Genomic DNA, 23155 nt, shown 5'->3' with positions numbered 1-23155 from the left:
ATAGTTCCGTTCATGCCGCCCTCTTCTGAAACATAGAGGATTTTTCGCGGAGGTGGCAGAGCATGTCCAAAAAAGAAATCGATGAACGTACGCACATCCTGAAAGACTATGCGTACCATTATTACGTTCTCGATCAGCCCAAAGTGCCGGATGAAGAATACGACCGGCTGCTGAGAGAGCTGGAGGAGCTGGAAGCACGTTTCCCGGAGCACCGGCATGAAGATTCACCAACCGGACGGATTGGCGGGGAGCCGCTCGATCAGTTTAGAAAAGTCCGGCATGATGTTCCGATGATGTCCCTGTCCAATGCGTTTAATGCAGACGAGCTCCGTGATTTTGACAGACGGGTGCGCGATGGGATCAGCGGCACACCGGTTTACAGCTGCGAGCTGAAAATCGATGGTCTGGCCGTGACGCTTAAGTACGAGAAAGGATCTTTCGTTCTCGGAGCAACCAGAGGAGACGGTCAGACGGGAGAAGATATTACCCATAATCTCCGTACAATTGGCTCGATTCCCCTGAAGCTGAAGGAGCCGGTGACGCTCGAAGTACGCGGAGAAGCGTTCATGCCGAAAAAATCGTTTGAGCGGCTGAATAAAGCAAAAGCCGAACGAGAGGAAGCGCTGTTTGCCAATCCGCGAAACGCAGCTGCCGGCTCTCTGCGTCAGCTGGATCCAAAAATCGCAGCGGACCGCCACTTAGATATTTTCATCTACGGCATCGGAAGTTCGCCGGATAAAGATTTCGACTCCCATCACGAAGCACTCAACTATGTCAGGAATCTCGGCTTTAAAACGAACCGGGAAGCGGCGAGGCTGGAGTCGATCGACGAGGTAATCGACTACTGTGAAAAATGGGTCGACAAGCGGGCCGATCTCCCTTATGAAATTGACGGCATCGTTGTAAAAGTCGACGCGATAGAGGATCAGCAGCAGCTTGGATTTACCGCTAAAAGCCCTCGCTGGGCAACGGCGTACAAATTTCCAGCTGAAGAAGTCGTCACGACGCTGAGAACGATTGAGCTGAGCGTCGGACGTACAGGCGTTGTGACGCCGACGGCTATCCTCGATCCTGTTTCCGTTGCGGGCACGACCGTTCAGCGAGCTTCCCTTCATAATGAAGACCTGATTCGAGAGCAGGACGTCAAAATCGGGGATAAGGTTGTCATTAAAAAAGCCGGAGACATCATTCCGAAGGTAGTCCGCGTCCTGACAGACGAACGAAACGGAGATGAAGAGGAGTTTCATATGCCGACACACTGTCCTGAGTGTGAAAGTGAACTCGTTCGTCTTGAAGGAGAAGTAGCCCTTCGCTGCGTGAATCCGAAATGCCCCGCACAGATCCGGGAAGGATTGATTCACTTTGTTTCCCGTAATGCGATGAATATTGACGGCCTTGGAGAAAAAGTGATTGCCCAGCTGTTCCGCCACGAGCTCGTTTCCGATGTAGCTGATATCTACCGTTTAAAGCGGGAGCAGCTTCTCGAACTGGAGCGAATGGGGGAAAAATCAGCGGATAATCTGCTGAGCGCCATCGAAGCATCAAAGGACAATTCGCTTGAGAAGCTGTTGTTCGGGCTCGGCATCCGGTTTGTCGGTTCAAAAGCAGCGGCCACGCTCGCCATGCATTTTGAAACGATGGAGCGTCTGCAGCAGGCAGATGTGGAAGAACTGACCGCTGTTGACGAGATCGGCAGTAAAATGGCCGATGCCATTGTAACCTACTTCGAGCACGAGGAAGTGCAGGAGCTGATCCGGGAGCTTGCATCGCTTGGCATCAACATGACATATAAAGGGCCTAAGCTGCAGGAAACGTCCGACATCGATTCACCGTTTGCAGGCAAGACGGTAGTGCTTACGGGGTCGATGGAGAAGATGACGAGGTCTGAAGCAAAAGCGGAAATTGAAAAGCTGGGCGGCAAAGTGACGTCGAGTGTCACGAAGAAGACCGATATGCTTGTCGCCGGTGAGAAAGCCGGTTCCAAACTGACGAAGGCAGAAGAACTTGGAATCGAAGTGCTGGACGAAGAAGCGTTTATACAGGTCCTGGATCAAAGCTGACCGAATCGTATCAGACTGCAGCCCGTATGAGCCGGAAGCCCTCTTTTCAGCAAGGAAGCGGATGCAGGCTGGCTAAGAGCGCTTCTTTGTGAGAAAATGCTTAGAGGAAACTTTGTGCTTCAAGGAGTGGAACAGTAAACATGAAAAAAAAGCTGCTTTTAACCGGTACGGCCTCTCTTTTCCTGCTCGCCGGATGTATGCCTTCCCTTAACCAGACGGAAGAGGAGGTCATTGTCGTAGAGGAGACAGAAGAGGAAGAAGAACAGGAATATGTGATCACCCCTACGATTGACTCACCGGACAGCTATTACCGGAACGTCCTTGAAGACGGTACATATCAGCGCAGCGAAGCTCGCGGCAGCGTAGCAGATGCGATGAACAACCGTGTCGATATTGAGCACTTTGAGCTTGGACTTATGGAAATAGCGAGCGGAATATACGATCAGGAAAACTACTATTTTCAGGAAGGTACCCACCTTTCCAGCGATCTGATTAACAGCTGGCTCCGCCGGTTCGAGCCGGAGCAGTCAGATGAAGAGGCCGACGAAGATGGAGATGTTGAAGACGAAGAAGCAGCGGAAGAAGCTGTGGAGATCGACAAAATGGCAGGCCTGAACCCGCCGCTGGCAGATGAGGGCGATGTGGACAACGCCGAAGATCTGGAAGACTGGGAAGTGATGGAAGAACGCATGCGGAGCAACCCGCTCGTTTTGTCCAACATTAAAGAGCAAAACTACTACGTTGGCAGTGAGGATGAAGGAGTCCGGCTCGGTGGAATGGTCATTGGTATTTCCATCCGCTCCGTGTATTACTTCCGTACGGAAAACGACGAAGGCGGTATATTTAACCACGAAGAACCGGTGGATGAAGAATTTGCACTGGAGTATGCCGAAGAGCAGGCTCAGGAAATTCTCACGCGGCTCCGCAACCAGGAAGAGCTTGCAGATGTGCCTGTAACATTCGCTGTTTTCCGAGAAGAACCGCGAGGCTCTATTGTACCTGGTGAATTCCGGCAGATGGCTTCTGTGGGTGAAGGAGAAACAGAGATCGGGGGCTGGGAGGCAATCAGTGAGACGAATCTGGTCTTCCCGTCGAGCGAAGCGCGCGAACAGCAGCCGCAGCTGTCCGAGAACTTTTTATCTTTCCGTGACGATCTGGAAGACTTTTTCGATATGCCGCTCGGTATCGTAGGAAAGGGCCGGTATAAAGATCAGTCTCTTGATGAATTTAAAATAGAGATTAACCTTCAGTCCCACGGAAAAGCCGAGATTATCGCACTGACGCAGTTCATCAGCAGCCGTGTCGGACAAGCGTTTCAAATGCAGGCACCGGTATATATTTATATCGATTCAGTCGAAGGCAGAGAAGCCGTTGTCATCCAGTATCCGGACGAAGACCCGTTCATGCACGTGTACCGCTGATCCGTATAGCACGACAAAAAGCACCAGGGGATCCCTGGTGCTCTTTTTGAAGCCCATTTAGTAAATGTGGGTATCCTGCAGTGAAAAAGTGCGAGTTTTCCGGCAGCGGCGACCGCTGACGATTGCCTGGGGGTCGCTTCTTTGATATCATCATACTATTGTAGAGTTTGGAGAGGAGGAAGCAGAATGGAACGAATTACAGAAGAACAAATTCGCCATGTTGCAGAGCTTGCGAGACTGGAGCTGAAAGATGAGGAAATCCGCCATTTCGGTGAGCAGCTGGATAAAATCATTGATGCTGCCCAGCAGCTGAATGAACTGGATACAGAAAACATAGCACCGACATCTCACGTTCTGGATGTCCGAAATGTGCTTCGCGACGATGAAGTAAAACCGTCCCTGCCGAGAGAAGAAGCACTGAAAAATGCACCGGATCAACAGGATGGCCAGATCCGTGTGCCGTCAATTTTGGAATAGAGAGGTGGACCAGCTGAATGGAAGCATTTGAGTATTCGTTAAAAGAACTGCAGCAGCAGCTACATAGCGGGGAGACGACTGTAGAAAATCTGGTGAATTTGTCGTTTTCCCGAATTGAAGAAGTCGATGATCAAGTCGGCGCTTTTTTGCGTTTAGATAAAGAGCGTGCAGTAGAGCGTGCACGAGAACTGGACCGCCAGCTGAAGCAGGATGAGATTTCCGCGCAGGATGCCTTGTTCGGCCTGCCGGTCGGCGTGAAGGACAATATCGTTACTAAGGGACTCGTGACAACGTGTGCAAGCCAAATGCTGAAGAACTTCGAGCCGGTTCATGACGCGACCGTAGTGGAAAAACTGCGCGATGCAGGCACGGTTACGGTCGGCAAACTGAATATGGACGAATTTGCAATGGGCTCTTCCAATGAGAACTCCGGCTACAAGCTCTGCCGGAATCCGTGGAACCTGGATCACGTTCCGGGAGGTTCAAGCGGCGGTTCCGCAGCTGCAGTAGCTGCAGGGGAAGTTCCGTTTTCACTGGGGTCTGATACTGGAGGCTCTATACGGGAACCAGCAGCTTACTGCGGTGTCGTTGGTATGAAGCCGACATACGGACGGGTGTCGCGTTTCGGACTGGTGGCGTTTGCCTCTTCTCTTGATCAAATCGGACCGATCACGCGATCCGTTGAAGATAACGCTTTGGTCATGCAGCATATCGCAGGATTTGACGAGCGCGATTCCACTAGTGCAGATATGGACGTACCGGATTTTCTCGCCGGTCTGACCGGGGATATTAAAGGAATGAAAATTGCTGTTCCGAAAGAATACCTCGGTGAAGGGGTGGACAAAGGGGTACGTGAAAAAGTACAGGAGGCGCTTCAGCTGCTGAAGGAACTGGGAGCGGAATACGAAGAAGTATCGCTGCCGCACTCCAAATATGCCCTTGCTGCCTACTACGTGCTTGCGTCTTCAGAAGCATCCGCAAACCTGGCGCGCTTCGACGGCATTCGTTACGGCGTTCGCAAAACCGAGGACAACCTTCTCGATACGTATAAAAAATCCCGCAGCGACGGATTCGGAGACGAAGTGAAACGAAGAATCATGCTCGGGACATTTGCGCTCAGCTCCGGCTACTATGATGCGTATTACAAAAAAGCACAGCGCGTCCGCACGCTGATAAAAGAGGATTTTGAAGATTTGTTTCTTCAGTATGATGTCGTGATCGGACCAACTTCCCCAACGACTGCTTTCAAAATTGGGGAAGCCGTCGACGATCCGATGACGATGTATGCCAATGATATTCTGACGATTCCGATGAACCTTGCCGGTGTTCCGGCTATCAGCATCCCATGCGGTCTGTCAGAGGATATGCCGGTCGGACTGCAGATTATCGGACGTCATTTCGATGAAGCAACGGTATACAAAGTGGCCCACGCTTACGAGAAAGCGGCGTCCCACAATGCCAGACCGCAGTTTAAAGGAGGGGCCCAGGCATGAGCTATGAAACGATAATCGGCCTCGAAGTTCACGTAGAGCTGAAAACAAATTCAAAAATCTTCTGCAGCTGCTCGACAGAGTTCGGGGCACCTGCAAATACGCACACGTGCCCGATCTGCCTTGGTCATCCGGGAGTGCTTCCTGTGTTAAACAGACAGGCCGTCGATTTTGCGATGAAAGCATCAATGGCACTGAACTGTGACATTGCAGAACGGACTAAGTTTGACCGGAAAAACTACTTTTACCCGGACAACCCGAAAGCGTATCAGATTTCCCAGTTTGACGAACCGATCGGTGAGAACGGCTGGATTGACATTGAAGTGAACGGGGAAAAAAAGCGAATCGGCATCACGCGTCTGCACCTGGAAGAGGATGCCGGAAAGCTGACGCATCTGGAAGGGGAAGGCCACTCGCTTGTCGACTATAACCGTGTCGGCACACCGCTTGTGGAAATTGTATCCGAACCGGACATCCGCACTCCGGAAGAAGCATATGCCTACCTGGAGAAGCTGAAAGCAATTATGCAGTATACGGAAGTTTCCGACTGTAAAATGGAGGAAGGTTCTCTGCGCTGTGACGCCAATATTTCAATCCGGCCTGTCGGGCAGGAGAAGTTCGGCACAAAAGCGGAGCTTAAAAACCTCAACTCTTTCACTCACGTGCAGAAAGGGCTTGAGTACGAAGAAACTCGTCAACGTGAAGAAGTAGAGAACGGCGGAGAAATTCTGCAGGAAACACGCCGCTGGGATGAACAGGCGAAAAAGACGATTCTAATGCGGGTAAAGGAAGGATCAGACGACTACCGCTACTTCCCGGACCCAGATCTCGTCAATCTCTATATTGATAAAGAGTGGAAAGAACGTGTAGAAGCAACGATTCCGGAGCTTCCTGATGCACGGAAAGACCGCTACATGAAAAAGTATGATCTGCCTGCTTATGATGCCGGCGTGCTGACACAGCAGAAGGCGATGAGCGACTTTTTCGAGCAGGGACTGGCTCTGGGCGGGCCGGCGAAGCCTTTGTCCAACTGGCTGATGGGAGAAGTGAATGCTTATCTGAATCAGCATGACAAAGACATTCAGGACGTGCCGCTTACGCCAAAGGCGCTCGTTGATATGATCGCTCTTATTGAAAAGGGAACAATTTCGTCCAAGATCGCAAAACAAGTGTTTAAAGAGCTGATCGAGAATGGCGGAGAGGCAGAAGCCATCGTCGAAGAAAAAGGGCTTGTGCAGATAAGTGACGAAGGTGCCGTGCGCAGCATGGTCAATGACGCACTGGATCAGAACGAGCAGTCCGTTGAAGATTACAAAAACGGAAAAGGCAAAGCAATCGGCTTTCTCGTCGGACAGGTGATGAAAGCCTCTAAAGGAAAAGCCAACCCGCAGCTTGTAAATGAGCTGTTAAAAGAAGAAATCGACAAACGATAAGGAGCAAGCCGTCCGCATGTTACGCCGGACGGCTTTTGCTTTCGGAAAAATCACCCGCTCAAATACTGATTCATGTTCATATAGTCAGGCTTCGCTGAACCAGTCTGCGTTGACCTTACCTTCGGCTCCCAGGTAAATATGTTTCAGAAGACACAAAATAGTTCCCCTAAAAGATGAAGGTATGCGTGAAAGCGTTACCTTTTGAAGATATACGGAGCTAGGTGTGGTTGAAGGTGGTATGATCGCAGCCGGCACGCGCAGACTCTGCGGCAGACGGGCTGAGACAGCTTGTCAAAGGCTCGTTTTCTTCGTTATACTCATAAGCATTCGTGAAAAAAACTGACAAACGAAAGGTGTTTTTCGAGTGATGACGAAGCAGATGCTTCATTTCTTTATACGAACGGCTGCGATGCTCCTGATTGTAACAGGCGGCACCGCAATGATTGTGCAGCTTGCGTCCCTGGCGCTTGGCAGTGAGGTGCTGATCAGTTCCTGGACGTCGCTCGCGGTATTTTCAGCCGCGGTCGTACTTTGGGTCATTCCGGTTCAGATCATCGACTGGCTGAAGCTTATCCGGGTTCAGCGGCGAATCCGTAGAATCATGTTCCCTTATGCTGTTTCTGCTGTTCAACTTGGTTTTTTTGCAGGCTATCTGGCGACGGTCAGCAGTTCACTGACTGGTATCACATTTTCCACGCTCGGGCTTGCCGTTGTCATTACGGCTATCGCAGCTGGAGCGAGGCTGCTGTACGCAGGCATCGTGAAGCAGGTCCGCCATTTAAAACAGCCGCGGGTGCGGATCACAGCTGAACAATCATAAAAAGCATCTACCCGTCCTATAAAGAAACCACTGATATTCCAGCAATTTGCGTTTCCGATCTGATAGCGCCTTTAAAAACCGCTTTTTCTTCATTTTTGTGGAGAAAGAGCGGTTTTTAGTTGGTTAACCAGTTTAACGCAAAAACATTGTCTTCTTACTGGCTGAAGAAAAACCCTGCGGCCGCCGCTTCTGCACGACAATGAACAAGTGTTTTATAACTAAACTGCGGAGAGCAGCGCGGAATTGCTGCCGGTGGATGAACAAGGTTGCAGGCAGAGTTGGAATCGTCAGGTCCTCAACAAGCATTAATGCGAGAGAAGCTGCATTATTCCGCCGCTGCGCGAATGTCCTCTGCGTTGTGCGAGCAGCCTCTCCATTCTGAAAAATTTTCCTTTTTCCACTGGTTCTCCTGGCGTGACTGCTATAAACTGGAGATACGTTGAAACCTTCTCACCATGATGGGGAGGTGCCTGTCACGAAGAAAAAGGGCTGCTGTGGGAACTGCCCTGCAGGAGGTCGAAGGGGGTATTCGGGATGGATGTAAAATATCTGGATCTGCTGGCAAAAAAGTACGACAGTGAAGAGGAAGTTGCTACGGAGATTATTCACCTGGAATCAATTCTGGATTTGCCGAAGGGAACAGAGCATTTTGTAAGTGACCTTCACGGCGAATACCAGGCGTTTCAGCACGTGCTGCGGAACGGCTCGGGCAATGTGAAAATGAAGATTGCCGATGTATTCAAGGGTGAGCTGAGCGAAGCGGAGATGAACGAGTTTGCGACGCTCATCTACTATCCGGAGGAGAAGATAAAGCTTGTGAAAAGCACCTTCACGAGCAAGGAGGAGCTCAGGGAGTGGTATGAGAAAACGATCGCACGCATGCTGCGGCTGATTTCACGTTCTTCCTCGAAGTATACGCGGTCCAAGATTCGCAAAGCGCTGCCGCAGCAGTTTGTCTACATCGTCGAAGAGCTGCTGTACAAAAAGGATGAGGTTGAGGACAAAAAGGAGTATTACGAGAAGATACTCGAGCGTACAATAGCTTTCGGGCAGGCGGATAAGCTGATCATCGGCCTCGCTTACACGACGCAGCGGCTCGTCGTCGACCACCTGCACGTTGTCGGTGACATTTACGACAGGGGACCGGACCCGCATAAAATCATGGATACGCTCATTCACTACCATTCGCTCGACATCCAGTGGGGGAATCACGACGTGCTCTGGATCGGCGCCTATGCCGGCTCTAAAGTGTGTCTGGCCAATATCATCCGCATCTGCGCACGCTACAACAACCTGGACATCATTGAAGACGCTTACGGTATTAACCTGCGGCCGCTGCTGAACCTCGCTGAAAAATACTACGGGGACAACCCGCCGTTCCGCCCGAAGCGGACTGACGACGATCAGCTGACCGGGCAGGAGCAGCTGCAGATTACGAAAATCCATCAGGCGATCGCCATCATCCAGTTCAAGCTTGAAAGTCCAATCATTAAGCGGCGCCCGTGCCTGCGTATGGAGGACCGGCTGCTGCTGGAGCGCGTCGACTACGGTAACAACGAAGTAACGATTCACGGGAAAACGTATCCGATCGAAAACGGCTGCTTTGCCACCGTGGATCCGGACGATCCGACAGCGCTTCTGGACGAGGAGCAGCAGGTGATTGACAAGCTGCTTTTCTCTGTTCAGCACTCTGAAAAGCTGACGCGCCATATGAAATTCCTGATGAAAAAGGGCAGTCTTTACTTGAAGTATAACGGCAATCTGCTGATTCATGGCTGCATTCCGTTGGAAGAGGACGGCAGCATGAAAGAAATGGATATTGAAGGCACGTCGTATGCCGGGCGTGAACTGCTCGACGTGTTTGAACGGTACGTGCGCGACTCGTTTGCCCGCCCGGAAGAGACCGATGATTTCGCGACGGACATGATCTGGTATTTGTGGACAGGGGAAAATTCATCCCTGTTTGGCAAGCGGGAAATGACGACATTTGAGCGCTATTTCATTCAGGATAAGGCGACGCATAAAGAGCGGAAGAATCCGTATTATTCGCTGCGGGAGGATGAGGGGATGTGCCGGCGCATGCTGGAGGAGTTTGATCTGGACCCGGAGCAGGGGCGCATTATTAACGGCCACACCCCGGTGAAGGAAATCGACGGGGAGGATCCGATTAAGGCCGAGGGGAAAATGATCGTAATCGACGGCGGCTTCTCGAAGGCGTACCAGTCGACGACGGGAATTGCGGGATACACGCTTCTGTACAATTCGTACGGCATGCAGCTCGTCGCCCATCAGCATTTCAACTCAAAAGAGGACGTGCTGACGAAGGAAACCGACGTTCTCTCGGTGAAGCGCTTAGTCAATGAGGAGCTCGTACGGAAAAAGGTGCGGGAGACGAACAACGGGGAAAAGCTGAAGCAGGATATCGAAAGTCTGCACCGGCTGCGGGAACACCGGTACATGACATAATTAAAGCGCCGCTTCTGTGACTGGGGGCGGCGCATTATTCAGCAGTATCGGTATCCCAAAAGAGTCTGCCTTTGGTTATGGGCGAATCGTTAATGGCGTTAGATCGCGAGCCCCTTAGCCGATTGGCAGTTTTTTAGATGCAGCGTCTCCTGACGTTAAGGGAAACGGTGCCTAGGGAGGACAAAAGCCAGTAACTTAAAAAAACGAAAAAGAGAGAAACATAAAGCAAACGGGAATAAAAATAAGAATGACGGCGATTTCCTCTATTAAATTAATAATTCTGAATATTTACAATAAAAAGTTTATCGGATAAAATAAACTCTACACAGCAAGGAGCTGTGATATCCATAGGAAAGGGGTTTTGCGATCGATCCAGCCACAGCACTGATTTCCATACGTGAAGGAGGGATTGCAAAACAGGATGAATAGCGACATACGAACATGAGCAGGCCTTTGTCAAAAACGATGCTGTTGACAAAGGCCTGCTTTTTGTATGCTTTAAGCGTCCATATTATGGTATACTGACTGGGAAAACTGGGGATGACGGGGGACGGTACCATGACGAAACGAGCCAGGCTGATTTATAATCCAACTTCCGGCAGGGAACAAGTAAAGCGTCATCTGCCGTTTATTTTAGAAACGCTTGAAAAGGCAGGGTACGAAGCATCCGCTCATGCCACGACCGGGGAAGGCTGCGCCCGCCGAGCTGCGGCGCTCGCCTGTGAACGGGAATTTGACTTTGTCATTGCAGCAGGCGGTGACGGCACCATTCATGAGGTCGTCAACGGTATTGCCGAGAAAGACTACCGGCCTAAGCTCGGACTGCTGCCGGGTGGTACCACGAACGATTTTGCACGAGCGCTTCATATTCCAAAAAACATAGAGGAAGCGTGTGAAACGCTCGTTTCCGGGAAAGAACGAGCCATTGACGTCGGCCGAGTCGGAGACAAATATTTTATTAATATCGCAGGCGCAGGGACGCTCACGGAACTTACATATGAAGTACCAAGCCGCCTGAAAACGATGATGGGGCAAATGGCGTACTACGTAAAAGGGTTTGAGAAGCTGCCTCGAATTAAGCCGACACAGGTTACGATTCACTATGATGGAGAAACGTTCGAAGGAGAAATTATGCTCTTTCTCGTCTCTAATACGAATTCTGTCGGAGGCTTTGAAAAGCTGGCGCCTGAGGCGCATCTGGACGACGGCAAATTCGACTTGATTATCGTGAAAAAAACGAATCTGGCAGATGTGGTTCGTCTGACCGGAGCGGCTATGCGCGGCGAGCATTTAAAAGATGACCGGGTGCTCTATGTACAGGCCGGGGATATTGAAATTATATCGGAAGATAAACTGGAGCTGAACCTGGACGGCGAGCATGGCGGCGCGCTGCAGGAGCGCTTTATCAACCTTTATCGTCACGTGAACATGATGGTGCCTGACAGAATTCACACGTGTTTACAAGCGGATAATGAAGCACAGGTGGAAATAGAATAGCGAGAGAGCTGTCCAGCCCTATTGGCCTGCGACAGCTTTTTTGTGCAACCAAAAATAAAGAGCGGTCCGGCAGTTTCACCGGGCCGCTCTGTAGCATCATTTCGATCAGGAAGCTGATGTGACGTCTTCCGCTACTTTGTTCGATTCTTTCTTAATCTGGCGCAGGTAATACACGAACGCAGCGCCGCGAAGAATACCTTCAAGGTGCTTTTTATCAATGTAGTTAATGCCGGCTGTTGCACGGTCGTGCTTTACGGACGTATAGCTTGCGAGCGTGCCTGTCAGGTGATGAGCAGCTTCGCCGGTGTCGTGAATGATATCAAACAGCGGGTTCAGCTTGCCGATTTTTTCGTTAACATCCACGAGTGTTTCGTTCGTGTTATAAAGAATCAGCGTCGTTTCACTCGTGATTTCCCCGAGACTTTTGTTCAGTGTTGACACCGTATCGGCCGTGTTTGATAGCGTGGCGGCCAGATTGTTGAGCACCGGACGCAGGAACAGTACGGCGACAAAAAATGCAATTGCTAATACGAGAACTCCAATGCCTAACCAATCCATATGTAGCACCTCATTTCAAAAAATTTGAACTTCTTACTATTCATTATCCCGATTTGCTTCGACAATATCAAGCAGGTTTGCAATATATTCGCCGACAAGCGGAGCTGAAACGAGCTGAGATAAAATTAAAATCAGTAAACCGATAAAGATCGCGGTACCGACGGTAAGGCCGACGCCCCGTGCTACACCTGCAATCAGGTTCGTTTTAATGACCTGTTTCGTATCCGTAAAATGATACGCCATGTCTTTTAAACGGCCGTTCGTCGTAATGTCCTCAAGCTTGTCCAGCAGCTGTTCAAACCGCTGATTCTCTTCCTGGCGCTTCTCGTCCCCGCGGGTTTTGGACGGGACTTTTCGTTTTTCCTGCTCCTTCGAAAGCGGCATCTAGTCAACCCTCCTCTGCTGCATCTGATGATTGAATACGGACTGCTGTTTTTATTCCCTGTATGCGCCATATGTAAACAACAGGCAGAAAAAAGGGCGATCGGTGGGGTACATCACGATCAGTGAAAATGAACTTGTGATTAAAGTAATATTTACATATGTTCAAGATTAGTGGTATAGTGGCAAAGTCAGAAGAAAACGCTAACATAACGGGGGATTCACAGATGAACATTTTGTGGGGAATTGCCGGAATTGCAACGGTGCTTGGTATTGCACTGCTGCTGTCATCCAACCGGAAAGCGATTAATCCGCGGACCATTTTCGGCGGATTAGCCATCCAGATCTTATTTGCTTTTATTGTGCTCTATTCCACAGTCGGACAGCAGGCGCTGTTTGCTTTTACGGAAGTAGTCAACGCGATCGTCGGTTTTACAGGCGAGGGAATTGATTTCCTTTTCGGCGGATTGTTTGAGGCTGAAGGCGTCGGCATGATTTTTGCGTTTGAAGTACTTACGATCATTATTTTCTTTTCTTCACTGATTTCCATCCTTTACTACCTGGGAATCATGCAGTTTGTTATCAAGATTATCGGCGGTGCCCTCGCATGGCTTTTGGGAACAAGCCGGACAGAATCGCTGTCTGCTTCTGCTAACATCTTTGTCGGCCAGACAGAAGCACCGCTCGTCGTTAAACCGTTCCTGCCGCAGATGACGCGCTCCGAGCTTTTTGCTGTCATGACCGGTGGACTCGCATCTGTAGCCGGTTCTGTGCTGATCGGGTATTCACAGCTTGGTGTACCGCTTGAATACCTTCTTGCAGCAAGCTTCATGGCAGCACCTTCCGGACTTGTTCTCGCGAAGATCATTATGCCGGAAACCGAACCGGAAAAGGCCTCTGATAAGCAGGAAATCGATATGGAAGATGATAAGGAATCGTATAACGTCATCGATGCGGCCGCAAGAGGGGCAAGCACAGGTCTGCAGCTCGCCTTGAATATTGCTGCGATGCTGCTCGCGTTTATTGCGCTTGTGGCCCTCGTCAACGGAGGTCTCGGCGTTGTACAGGTTGGTATTAACTGGGTGCTTGATTTCTTTACAACGTTCCAGCTGGAAGGGTTAACACTTGAAAACATTTTCGGTGTGATCTTTGCACCGCTCGCCTTTGCGATCGGCGTTCCATGGGCTGAAGCGTTCCAGGCCGGTAACTTTATCGGACAGAAGCTCGTTCTGAACGAATTTGTTGCCTACGCTTCCTTTGCACCGGAAATCGAAAATCTCGATCCGAAAACCGTGCTCGTTATCAGCTTTGCGCTTTGCGGATTCGCAAACGTATCGTCTCTCGGTATTCTGCTCGGCGGTCTCGGAAAGCTTGCACCAAGCCGGCGCGGTGACATTGCTCAGCTCGGTGTCAAAGCTATTTTTGCAGGGATGCTCGCTTCTCTCCTGAACGCATCGATTGCAGGTATGTTCTTTTAAACCAATCTACTATAAAAAGGGGTAATGTATCATGACTAAATCAGTTGCATCGATGATCGACCACACGCTATTAAAGCCGGAAACAGTAGAAGACCAAATCGTTACACTTTGCCAGGAGGCAGATGAGTACAAATTTGCTTCTGTCTGCGTGCAGCCTGTATGGGTGGAGAAAGCGGCGGAGCTATTGAAGAATGCAGAAGCAAAGGTGTGCACGGTTGTCGGTTTCCCGCTCGGCGCCAACACGCCGGAAGTGAAAGCATTTGAAACGACAAATGCAATCGAAAACGGAGCAGATGAAATTGATATGGTTCTCAATATCGGTGCACTCAAGCAGGGCAACCTGGAGCTTGTGGAACGCGACATGCGTGCTGTCCAGGAAGCAGCAGAAGGCAAGGCACTGACGAAAGTAATTTTAGAAACCTGCCTGTTAACAGATGAAGAGAAAACAGCAGCATGCAAAATTGCAGTGAAGGTCGGGCTTGATTTTGTAAAGACGTCCACCGGTTTTTCCACTGGCTCTGCCACGGTGGCAGACGTCGCCCTGATGCGCAGAACCGTTGGTGAGAGCGCAGGGGTAAAAGCATCCGGCGGTGTCCGCTCTCTCGAAGATGCGAAAGCGATGATTGAAGCAGGCGCAACGCGGATCGGTGCCAGTGCCGGAGTCGCGATTGTAAAAGGCGAAAAGAGCGAATCTGATTACTAGACAGACAAAGCAGAAGGCCTTGGAATGACGTTCATTCCGGGGCCTTCTTTCTGCTTAAAATGCGAAGAAAGAATTAGCCGCATTCTGTTAGAAAGCGATTGCATTTTACGAAATTGCGTGAAATAATGTTCATAGATGGAATAACGTTAGTTTGGGTGCAGGGGGAAGCAGCATGGCAAAAGATAAATTATCCCGGGTCGTAAAAGCGGCCAAAATGTATTATCAGCTGGATTACAGCCAGCAGGCAGTGGCTGAAGAGCTCGGTATATCCAGGCCCTCCGTGTCGAGGCTGCTGCGTGAGGCGAAGGAACAAGGCATCGTTCAGATCCGCATCGTGGATCCTTATCAGGATTTGCAGCAAATCGGTGCGGTGATAGAGGAACATTTCGGTCTCAAGGACTGTATTGTCGTTGATGCTCCGGTGCACGATGATTATATTATTAAAGAAGAGATCGGCAGACAGACGGCCTCTTATTTACAGCAAATCGTAAAGGACCATGACATCATCGGTACGACGTGGGGCTCGACCATGTACGAAGTTGCCAGACAGCTGCAGCAAAAAAGCGTGCACGATGTCGTTGTGACCCAGCTGAATGGCGGAGTGAGCTACTCAGAGGCAAACACGTATGCGTCAGAAATCATTCACTATCTCGGTCGGGCGTTTCACACATCTCCATATTTTCTGCCACTTCCGGCGATTGTGGACCATATTGTTGTAAAGCAGGCCATTGTATCCGACCGTCACATCCGCCACGTGCTTGAACTCGGCCAAAAAGCGAATATTGCAGTCTTTACGGTGGGAATGCGCTATGAGGACTCTGCACTTTATAAAGCAGATTACCTGACAGATGACGATATGAAGGTGCTGAAGGAAAAGCAGGCTGTAGGAGATATCTGCTCGCGTATGTTTGATATTAACGGCAACCTCTGCGACGAGGATTTAAACAATCGCACGATCGGGATTGAGCTGGAGGATTTGAAAGAAAAGGAATATGCCATCCTGGCAGCAGGCGGACTTCAGAAGCTCGATGCCATCATCGGATCGCTTCAGGGAGGCTACTGCAACGTGCTCATTACCGACCTGTTTACGGCAGAAGCATTGCTTGCCTGGAAGCAGAAGCAGGAGACGAGCGCTTGAGAAGAATAGGCTCATGAAAGAAAGCATAGTCTAACGATGTTTAACAGCAGAGTGTTGATAAAGTCATTTTAGTTGAATAAGATTGCATCTGCCTGTATCTGCGGACACTCGCTTTCCGGAGGGAACGGGCTCAGCTAACCGCTTCCACCTGCTGTCGGAAGCGATGGATCTTCGCCTCGTTCTGATCCTCCTGGAGTCGAGGTCCTCCGATTTGGCAGCTGGCAGTCCGTTTCAAGTGCCTGGTTAGGACTTCACGATCGGCTTCCATACAGATAGAACCTTCCCAATAAAACGTTTTGATGTTAAATAGGGATGCCAGTCCTTCATCGAATTCATGATAAACGTAAAAAAACAGTCGAGTCTGCCTAGTGGGAAGTTGTTTTCCAAGAAGCAGAGCCGTTTCCCCGATGTGTCCGGCGTGCCCGTGGAAGCCGCGCAGCCTGAAGATCCTTTCTCAGGGGTCCCCCTGAGAAATAGCTGAAGGCTAGCCCACGGCAGGCTCGGTAAGCAGAGGGGAAATACCATCAAACCAATAAACATGTAAATTGAAAGATTTTTTCAACAGCCTGGAAAGCCGGCGATCTGCTACAGATCGCCGGCTTTGCTGATTCAATATGGTTTTTCGTCTTCCATTAAGATTGCTCAAAGGCAGACAGCTGCTTAACCTTTGCAGAGATCGTGCTTTTTGAAACGCCGTACTGCTCCGCACAGGTCTGCTGGGAAACAGCTTCTTCATCCGGGAGCTCTCTTGCTGCCCAATAGTGCAGGGACGCTGCATAGGCTGCAGGTTTCGTAATACGGGGCGCCTTCTGATAAAGAAAGCGGCGCAGTATAGATGCAGAGGCTGCTCGGACACGCTTTCTGGCAGACAGCTCTGACAGAATCGTTTCGTAAGCCTCCTGTTTATCGAAGACAGGCCCGGTTTCGAGAACAGCACCGAGCAGCTGCAGCAGCTGATCAAACTGCTTCGTAAAATGCTTCTGCTTCGAAATATCAATTCGGCGGCACTCTGTGAGAAACGCCTCGGCAAGCTGAGCCGGCAGCTCAACCGCATCGCTGCCGAGAGCAGGGCCGTCCGGCGTCGGATACAAATAGCCGATGACATAGGAGCCGCTCTCGATCGTCTGGGAGGAAGGCGTCTTCTGAATCGTCTGCGACTTTTCCGACCAGCAGTTTTTCAGCGCGATGTATTCACTGTCTGCATGGACGACTTCAAAAAAGCTCGGCTCAAGCTTTTGCCACGTTTCAAGAAATTCCTGGAATGCGGGCGTATAGCCGTCGTGATGCTCATCGACAAACCGCTCCAGAATTGTTTTCTCCTCGAGCTTCCAGTTAAACAGCATCCAGTGAAAGAGGAGCTGGGAGAAGGCACGTGCATCCGGCACAGCCAATGATTCAAACGCAGCTGTTTTTCTGTCGTACTCGGCTTTTATCTGCTCATCAAACTTCTTGCTGAAATCAAAAAGCTTTGGCAGCAGTTCGTTGAAAGCACGCATATCGGCCATATCAAATTTAGACTTCGTTTCAAGCTTTTTTAAGCAGCATTTTTTGTATTTTTTCCCGCTTCCGCACGGGCAGGGATCGTTTCGTTTTAACGTTGCCATGATTCCACCTCTGATTTTCTGTTTGCGTCATTGTCCTAACCTATCATAACAGCTTCCAGGTCGTTTTCAAACAGCCGGAATGTGTTACAATCGGGTAAGCTGAAAAGAGAAAGGACGTACGTACATGAAACAGCAGGCACCAGTGAAAAAAAACGAACAGTACCGGGTGTTAGTCGAGGATTTAACGCACGACGGGGCCGGGGTAGCAAAAATAGACGGTTTCCCGGTATTCATTAAAGGCGCGCTTCTCCGGGAAGAAGCCGACATTAAAATCGTGCAGACGAAAAAGAACTTCGCTTTTGGCAGACTTCTGACGCTGCATGAAACGAGCGAAAACCGGACCGATCCGCCGTGCCCGGTGTTTCAGAGGTGTGGAGGCTGTCAGCTGCAGCACCTCACGTATAGCGGACAGCTTGCTTATAAACAGAACGTCGTAAAAGAGGCACTTGCCCGAATCGGCGGGTTAACAGACGTTCCAGTGCATGAAACACTCGGCATGACAGATCCGTGGCGCTACCGGAATAAATCGCAAATTCCAATCGGCGAGCAAAAGGGGAAGATCGTCAGTGGCTTTTATGCCGAGCGGAGCAAAGACATTGTCGATACCGACGAGTGTCTGATTCAGCATTCGGACGCAGACCGGGCGATGAATCTCGTAAAAGCAGCAGCGTCGGAACTTGGCATTCGCGCCTATGATCCGCAAAAGCACAAAGGACAGCTTCGCCACGTCGTCATCCGGCACGCCAAAACGACGGATGAACTGATGATCGTGCTGATCACAAAAGATAAGGGGCTTCCAAATAAAAAACAGCTGGCCGAAAAGCTGTGCGAAACCTTCCCGAATTTAAAATCGATCATGCACAACGTAAATCCGAAACGCACGAACGTTATTTTTGGCGAGGAAACAAACATCGTCTGGGGAGAGAGCGTCATATACGATGAAATCAACGGAGTTCGCTTTGCCATTTCCGCCCGCTCGTTTTACCAGGTAAACCCGGAGCAGACCGATGTGCTCTACGGAAAGGCGCTGGAGTATGCAGCTTTAACCGGCACAGAAACGGTGATGGACGCCTACTGCGGCATCGGCACGATCAGCTTGTTTCTTGCAGGCAGAGCGCGACGCGTATACGGGGTGGAAATCGTTCCTGATGCCGTCGATGACGCGAAACGAAACGCAGAAATTAACCATATTGAGAACGCTGATTTCTTCGTCGGGGAAGCAGAAAGCATCATGCCCTGGTGGCAGGCGCAGGGAATCCGTGCCGACGTTATCGTCGTCGACCCGCCTCGAAAAGGCTGCGACGAATCGCTTCTCACTACGATGGCAAAGCTCGCACCGGAGCGAATCGTCTACGTCTCCTGCAACCCGGCGACCCTCGCGCGTGATCTGAGCATCCTCGCAGAAAAAGGGTACGAAACAAAAGAAGTCCAGCCGGTTGATATGTTTCCGCATACGACACATGTGGAGTGCGTTGCATTGTTAACGTTCAGCTAGCTTGATAAAATGAAAAAAAGTCGAATTTCTTTTTGATATTTATAGTAAGTGGAGTTGATTGATTGTGAAAGAGAATTTTTGGCGCGACCTGCCGCGGCCGTTTTTTGTATTAGCACCGATGGAAGATGTGACGGATGTCGTGTTTCGGCACGTCGTCAGTAAAGCTGCGCGTCCCGACGTCTTTTTTACTGAGTTCACGAATTCAGACAGCTACTGCCATACAGAGGGCAGAGACAGCGTGCGCGGGCGTCTGTTATTCACTGAAGATGAGCAGCCGATGGTGGCGCATATCTGGGGAGACAAGCCCGATTATTTCCGGCAAATGAGCGTAGGGATGGCGGAAATGGGCTTTAAGGGAATCGACATTAATATGGGCTGTCCCGTGCCGAACGTGGCATCAAGCGGAAAAGGCAGCGGGCTGATCCGCCGGCCGGATGTCGCAGCAGCGCTCGTTCAGGCCGCAAAAGCCGGCGGGTTGCCGGTAAGCGTGAAAACCCGTCTCGGCTTTTCTGAAGTGGAGGAGTGGAAGGGATGGCTTACGCACATTCTCAAGCAAAATGTGGCAAACCTGTCTATTCATCTCCGCACGAGGCAGGAAATGAGCGCAGTGGATGCCCACTGGGAGCTGATTCCGGAAATAACCAAGCTGCGGGATGACATCGCACCGGAGACCTTGCTTACCATCAACGGAGATATTCCCGATCGGCAGGTCGGTCTTGAGCTTGCTGACAAATACGGAGTAGACGGCATTATGATCGGGAGAGGGATATTCAAAAACCCGTTCGCTTTCGAAAAAGAAAAAAGAGAGCACAGCAGCCAGGAGTATCTGGATCTGCTGAAGCTGCAGCTTGATCTTCAAGACTATTACGCAGAGCAAGTGCCGCGCCCGATCACGAAGCTGCACCGATTTTTCAAGATATATGTAAAAGGATTTCGAGGCGCCAGTGCACTTCGAAACGAACTGATGCAGACGAAGTCGACAGATGAAGTACGGGCACTGCTGAAGCAGTTTGAACAGGCCGAGCAGCCGGTATAGCTCGGTTTTGGTGCATCAGCGCTTATAGCAAATCATATATGAATAAAGCAGCATGTCGACTCGGCATGCTGCTTTTTCATTTTTATCGGAGACAATAACTATCTCGTTTATATTAACATTAGCGAAATTTGAACTTACCATGTTTCATATGATCAGTGAGTTGTTTTATCCGTCACTTCAACGGTTAGGCTTAACAAAGGCAGTTAATAGTAACCATGATTCGATGATTTAAATAGTAGAAGGATTTAAAATCGAATCGTATTTCAAAATGCCTATGAGTAGCAATTCATTTACGTAAACGTGTTAAAATAGTTGTGTGAATTCATTGAAGGAGTGTTTAGAAATGGGAGCAGAGTTAAATTCAAAGCTGTTCAGTGCTGCGGATAATCTTCGCAGTAAAATGGATGCATCAGAGTACAAAAACTATTTATTGGGACTGATCTTTTACAAGTACTTATCCGACAAACTTTTGTTAAAAGTAGTCGAACTGGCAGATGAATCACTGGATACATATGATACACCTGAAAAACAAACGGAATTATATCAAGAGCTATTAACGGATGACGATACGCGCGAAGATTTGGTGGCGACAGTAGTAGATACGCTAGGGTACGATATCGAACCTCGCTACTTGTTCAACGTACTTGCAGAGCAAGCAAAAAAGAATGTCTTTCAATTAAACGACTTGAACAAAGCGTTTATCCAGCTTTCAACGAAGTATGATGCGTTCAGTGGGTTGTTTGATGACGTGGATCTGCAGTCGAAGAAACTAGGGTCAGATGATCAACAACGAAATGTCACCGTGACCGATGTGATTAAAAAGCTAAATGATGTTGATCTCATTGGCTATGAGGGTGACGTCATTGGGGATGCATATGAGTATCTGATTGGTCAGTTTGCTTCTGAAGCCGGCAAGAAAGCGGGGGAGTTCTATACGCCACATATGGTATCGGATATGATGTCGCAAATTGTGGCGATTGGACAGGAAGACAAGAAGTGGTTCAGTGTCTTTGACCCGACGATGGGATCAGGGTCGTTGATGTTAAATGTGCGGAACTATCTCAACCACCCGGATAAGATGAAGTACCATGGCCAGGAACTCAACACAACGACGTTCAACCTGGCGAAGATGAACCTCATCCTCCATGGCGTTGATCCGGAAGAAATGCGTGTGCGAAATGGGGATACGCTCAATAAGGACTGGCCAACAGATGAACCGTATACGTTCGATTCAGTTGTCATGAACCCACCATACTCAGCGAAGTGGTCGGCGGATGATACGTTTCTCGATGATTCACGGTTTAACCGCTACGGCAAGCTTGCTCCGAAATCGAAAGCAGATTTTGCCTTTGTACTGCATGGCTACTATCACTTAAAAGAGACTGGAACCATGGCAATTGTATTGCCACACGGGATTCTCTTCAGAGGAGCTGCGGAAGGCACGATCCGGCAGAAGTTGTTGGAAGACGGCAGCATTTATGCGGTGATCGGCATGCCACCAAACCTGTTCTTTGGAACATCGATTCCGACAACGGTATTGATACTAAAAAAGAATCGAAGCATCCGTGATGTTCTATTTATTGATGCGAGCCGTGAGTTTATTAAAGGCAAGAACCAGAATAAGCTATCCAAAGAGAATATTGAGAAGATCGTGGATACGTATAACAAGCGGCAATCCATTGAGAAGTACGCGCATATTGCGACGTTTGAAGAGATTAAAGAAAACGATTACAACCTCAATATCCCACGATACGTCGATACGTTTGAAGAAGAAGTACCTGTCGATATGAAAGCTGTTGGGTGTGAAATGAAAGAGATTCAAGAGAAAAAGCAGACACTGCAAAAAAGTTTGTTTGAGGATATTTCATCCCTTCATTACAGCGAGGAAGATGCGGAGTGGATTCAGGGTGCGGTAGAGGTATTTGGTTATGACAAATAAGCTGATGCCGGAGATTCGTTTTAATGGGTTAGATGGTGAATGGGAAATATATAAGCTCAGTTCAATCGCGGAGTTTTCGAAGGGACGAGGTTATACAAAAAAAGATTTAACGGAGAATGGTTCAAAAATAATTCTATATGGACAGTTATATACGAATTACCAAACAGTCATTTCTGAAGTTGAAACTTATGTCGAAAGTGTTGATAATTCAGTTGTTAGTCAATGTGGAGATGTAATAGTACCTAGTTCAGGAGAAAATTCAGAAGAAATATCGAGAGCATCAGTCGTATATTTAGATGGTGTAATATTGGGTGGGGATTTAAATGTAATTAGAACCGATCAAAATTTATTATCACCTGTTTTTTTAGCATTAACGATTTCAAATGGCACTGAACAGAAAGAATTAATGAAAAGAGCTCAAGGAAAATCTGTTGTTCATTTACACAATTCAGATCTAAAGGAAGTTAAAGTATTTATGCCGAAAATACAAGAACAAAAAAAAATAGGCGAATTCTTCAAGAACCTGGACGACCGAATCGCCCTTCAGCAACAACACATCACATTATTAAAAGAAACCAAACAAGGCTTTTTGCAGAAGATGTTTCCGAAGGATGGCGAACGTGTGCCGGAGGTTCGGTTTGATGGGTTTAGTGAGGAATGGGCTTTATTAATGTTTGGGGATGTTGCTGATATTGTTGGTGGTGGCACTCCTGATACAACTATAGATGAATATTGGAATGGTGATGTTAATTGGTTTTCACCTGCTGAAATAGGAAAACAACGATTTGTGAGAACGAGCCGTAAAAAGATAACGAATATAGGCTTAGAAAAAAGTTCAGCTAAACTTTTGCCCGTCGGAACGGTTTTATTCACATCTAGAGCAGGGATAGGAAATACAGCTATTTTGGCCGATCCCGCTTCAACCAATCAAGGTTTTCAATCGATTGTACCTAAAAAGGGAATACTCGATAGTTATTTTATATATTCAATGTCAAATAAACTTAAGAAATATGGAGAAATAAATGGCGCTGGTGGTGTTAGTCTCTAAAGTGGACGATGATAGGCGTGACAGGTAGACTCAAAGGTAACGCACGATCACGGAGTTCAAAATCTGGGAAGGACGTGAATAGATTGAGCTATCATGTATCGCCAGAATATA

18 protein-coding genes are annotated in these 23155 nt (G+C 49.0%); 15 read left to right on the top strand and 3 right to left on the bottom strand.

What is annotated here, in order from left to right; translation table 11 throughout:
• Nucleotides 1-62 precede the first annotated feature (62 nt).
• The 8 genes from ligA (at nucleotide 63) to HCN83_RS12460 (ending at nucleotide 11664) form a co-directional block, all read left to right on the top strand.
• A complete protein-coding gene (gene ligA / locus HCN83_RS12495) occupies nucleotides 63-2060 on the top strand; it encodes an NAD-dependent DNA ligase LigA (protein ID WP_168007815.1) in 1998 nt (665 codons plus the stop codon).
• 140 nt (nucleotides 2061-2200) lie between these two features.
• The gene (locus HCN83_RS12490; protein WP_168007813.1) at nucleotides 2201-3481 is read left to right on the top strand and encodes a CamS family sex pheromone protein; all 1281 of its coding nucleotides are present in this window, start codon (nucleotides 2201-2203) and stop codon (nucleotides 3479-3481) included.
• 186 nt (nucleotides 3482-3667) lie between these two features.
• Nucleotides 3668-3958 carry an Asp-tRNA(Asn)/Glu-tRNA(Gln) amidotransferase subunit GatC gene (gene gatC, locus HCN83_RS12485; RefSeq protein ID WP_168007811.1) on the top strand — a complete coding sequence of 97 codons (291 nt, stop codon included), beginning with the start codon at nucleotides 3668-3670 and terminating at the stop codon, nucleotides 3956-3958.
• 17 nt (nucleotides 3959-3975) lie between these two features.
• Entirely contained in the window at nucleotides 3976-5451 is a 1476-nt protein-coding gene (gene gatA, locus HCN83_RS12480; RefSeq protein ID WP_168007809.1) for an Asp-tRNA(Asn)/Glu-tRNA(Gln) amidotransferase subunit GatA, read from the top strand.
• Entirely contained in the window at nucleotides 5448-6881 is a 1434-nt protein-coding gene (gene gatB / locus HCN83_RS12475) for an Asp-tRNA(Asn)/Glu-tRNA(Gln) amidotransferase subunit GatB (RefSeq protein WP_168007807.1), read from the top strand. The genes gatA and gatB overlap by 4 nt, the downstream gene beginning before the upstream one ends.
• Nucleotides 6882-7245: 364 nt before the next feature.
• On the top strand, nucleotides 7246-7701 hold the full coding sequence (locus tag HCN83_RS12470) for a hypothetical protein (protein ID WP_168007805.1): 456 nt from the start codon (nucleotides 7246-7248) through the stop codon (nucleotides 7699-7701).
• Between the two features lie 534 nt (nucleotides 7702-8235).
• On the top strand, nucleotides 8236-10167 hold the full coding sequence (locus tag HCN83_RS12465; protein WP_168007803.1) for a fructose-1,6-bisphosphatase: 1932 nt from the start codon (nucleotides 8236-8238) through the stop codon (nucleotides 10165-10167).
• Between the two features lie 558 nt (nucleotides 10168-10725).
• Nucleotides 10726-11664, top strand: coding sequence for a diacylglycerol kinase (locus HCN83_RS12460; protein ID WP_168007801.1), 939 nt, complete (start codon nucleotides 10726-10728; stop codon nucleotides 11662-11664).
• Between the two features lie 105 nt (nucleotides 11665-11769).
• Here the strand turns inward: HCN83_RS12460 and HCN83_RS12455 are convergent, their stop codons facing one another.
• Entirely contained in the window at nucleotides 11770-12222 is a 453-nt protein-coding gene (locus HCN83_RS12455) for a DUF948 domain-containing protein (RefSeq protein WP_168007799.1), read from the bottom strand.
• A gap of 36 nt (nucleotides 12223-12258) precedes the next feature.
• Complete coding sequence (locus HCN83_RS12450) at nucleotides 12259-12606, bottom strand: DUF5665 domain-containing protein (RefSeq protein ID WP_168007797.1); 348 nt, start codon at nucleotides 12604-12606, stop codon at nucleotides 12259-12261.
• A gap of 224 nt (nucleotides 12607-12830) precedes the next feature.
• Between HCN83_RS12450 and HCN83_RS12445 the strand changes: the two genes are divergently transcribed.
• The 3 genes from HCN83_RS12445 (at nucleotide 12831) to HCN83_RS12435 (ending at nucleotide 15922) form a co-directional block, all read left to right on the top strand.
• Entirely contained in the window at nucleotides 12831-14081 is a 1251-nt protein-coding gene (locus HCN83_RS12445) for a NupC/NupG family nucleoside CNT transporter (protein ID WP_168007795.1), read from the top strand.
• Nucleotides 14082-14112: 31 nt separating this feature from the next.
• The gene (gene deoC, locus HCN83_RS12440) at nucleotides 14113-14784 is read left to right on the top strand and encodes a deoxyribose-phosphate aldolase (protein ID WP_168007793.1); all 672 of its coding nucleotides are present in this window, start codon (nucleotides 14113-14115) and stop codon (nucleotides 14782-14784) included.
• A 172-nt stretch (nucleotides 14785-14956) separates the two neighbouring features.
• On the top strand, nucleotides 14957-15922 hold the full coding sequence (locus tag HCN83_RS12435; RefSeq protein ID WP_168007791.1) for a sugar-binding transcriptional regulator: 966 nt from the start codon (nucleotides 14957-14959) through the stop codon (nucleotides 15920-15922).
• Nucleotides 15923-16554: 632 nt separating this feature from the next.
• On the opposite strand, the gene HCN83_RS12430 is transcribed toward HCN83_RS12435, so the two are convergent.
• On the bottom strand, nucleotides 16555-17526 hold the full coding sequence (locus HCN83_RS12430; RefSeq protein ID WP_168007789.1) for an SEC-C metal-binding domain-containing protein: 972 nt from the start codon (nucleotides 17524-17526) through the stop codon (nucleotides 16555-16557).
• Nucleotides 17527-17650: 124 nt separating this feature from the next.
• On the opposite strand from HCN83_RS12430, the gene rlmD reads away from it, so the two are divergent.
• The 4 genes from rlmD to HCN83_RS12410 all read left to right on the top strand — a co-directional run bounded on the left by rlmD (nucleotide 17651) and on the right by HCN83_RS12410 (nucleotide 23044).
• Complete coding sequence (gene rlmD / locus HCN83_RS12425) at nucleotides 17651-19021, top strand: 23S rRNA (uracil(1939)-C(5))-methyltransferase RlmD (protein WP_168007787.1); 1371 nt, start codon at nucleotides 17651-17653, stop codon at nucleotides 19019-19021.
• A 64-nt stretch (nucleotides 19022-19085) separates the two neighbouring features.
• Complete coding sequence (locus HCN83_RS12420) at nucleotides 19086-20057, top strand: tRNA-dihydrouridine synthase (RefSeq protein ID WP_168007785.1); 972 nt, start codon at nucleotides 19086-19088, stop codon at nucleotides 20055-20057.
• Nucleotides 20058-20400: 343 nt separating this feature from the next.
• Nucleotides 20401-21996, top strand: a complete 1596-nt coding sequence (locus HCN83_RS12415; RefSeq protein ID WP_168007783.1) for a type I restriction-modification system subunit M — start codon at nucleotides 20401-20403, stop codon at nucleotides 21994-21996.
• Entirely contained in the window at nucleotides 21986-23044 is a 1059-nt protein-coding gene (locus HCN83_RS12410; protein ID WP_168007781.1) for a restriction endonuclease subunit S, read from the top strand. Before HCN83_RS12415 ends, HCN83_RS12410 begins: the two co-directional genes overlap by 11 nt.
• The last annotated feature ends 111 nt before the right edge of the window (nucleotides 23045-23155 follow it).

The sequence above is a fragment of the Alkalicoccus luteus genome (assembly GCF_012034335.1).
Lineage (GTDB): Bacteria > Bacillota > Bacilli > Bacillales > Salisediminibacteriaceae > Alkalicoccus > Alkalicoccus luteus_A.
The sequence above is the reverse complement of the archived record's forward strand: the minus strand, read 5'-3'. Positions and strand labels throughout refer to the sequence as shown.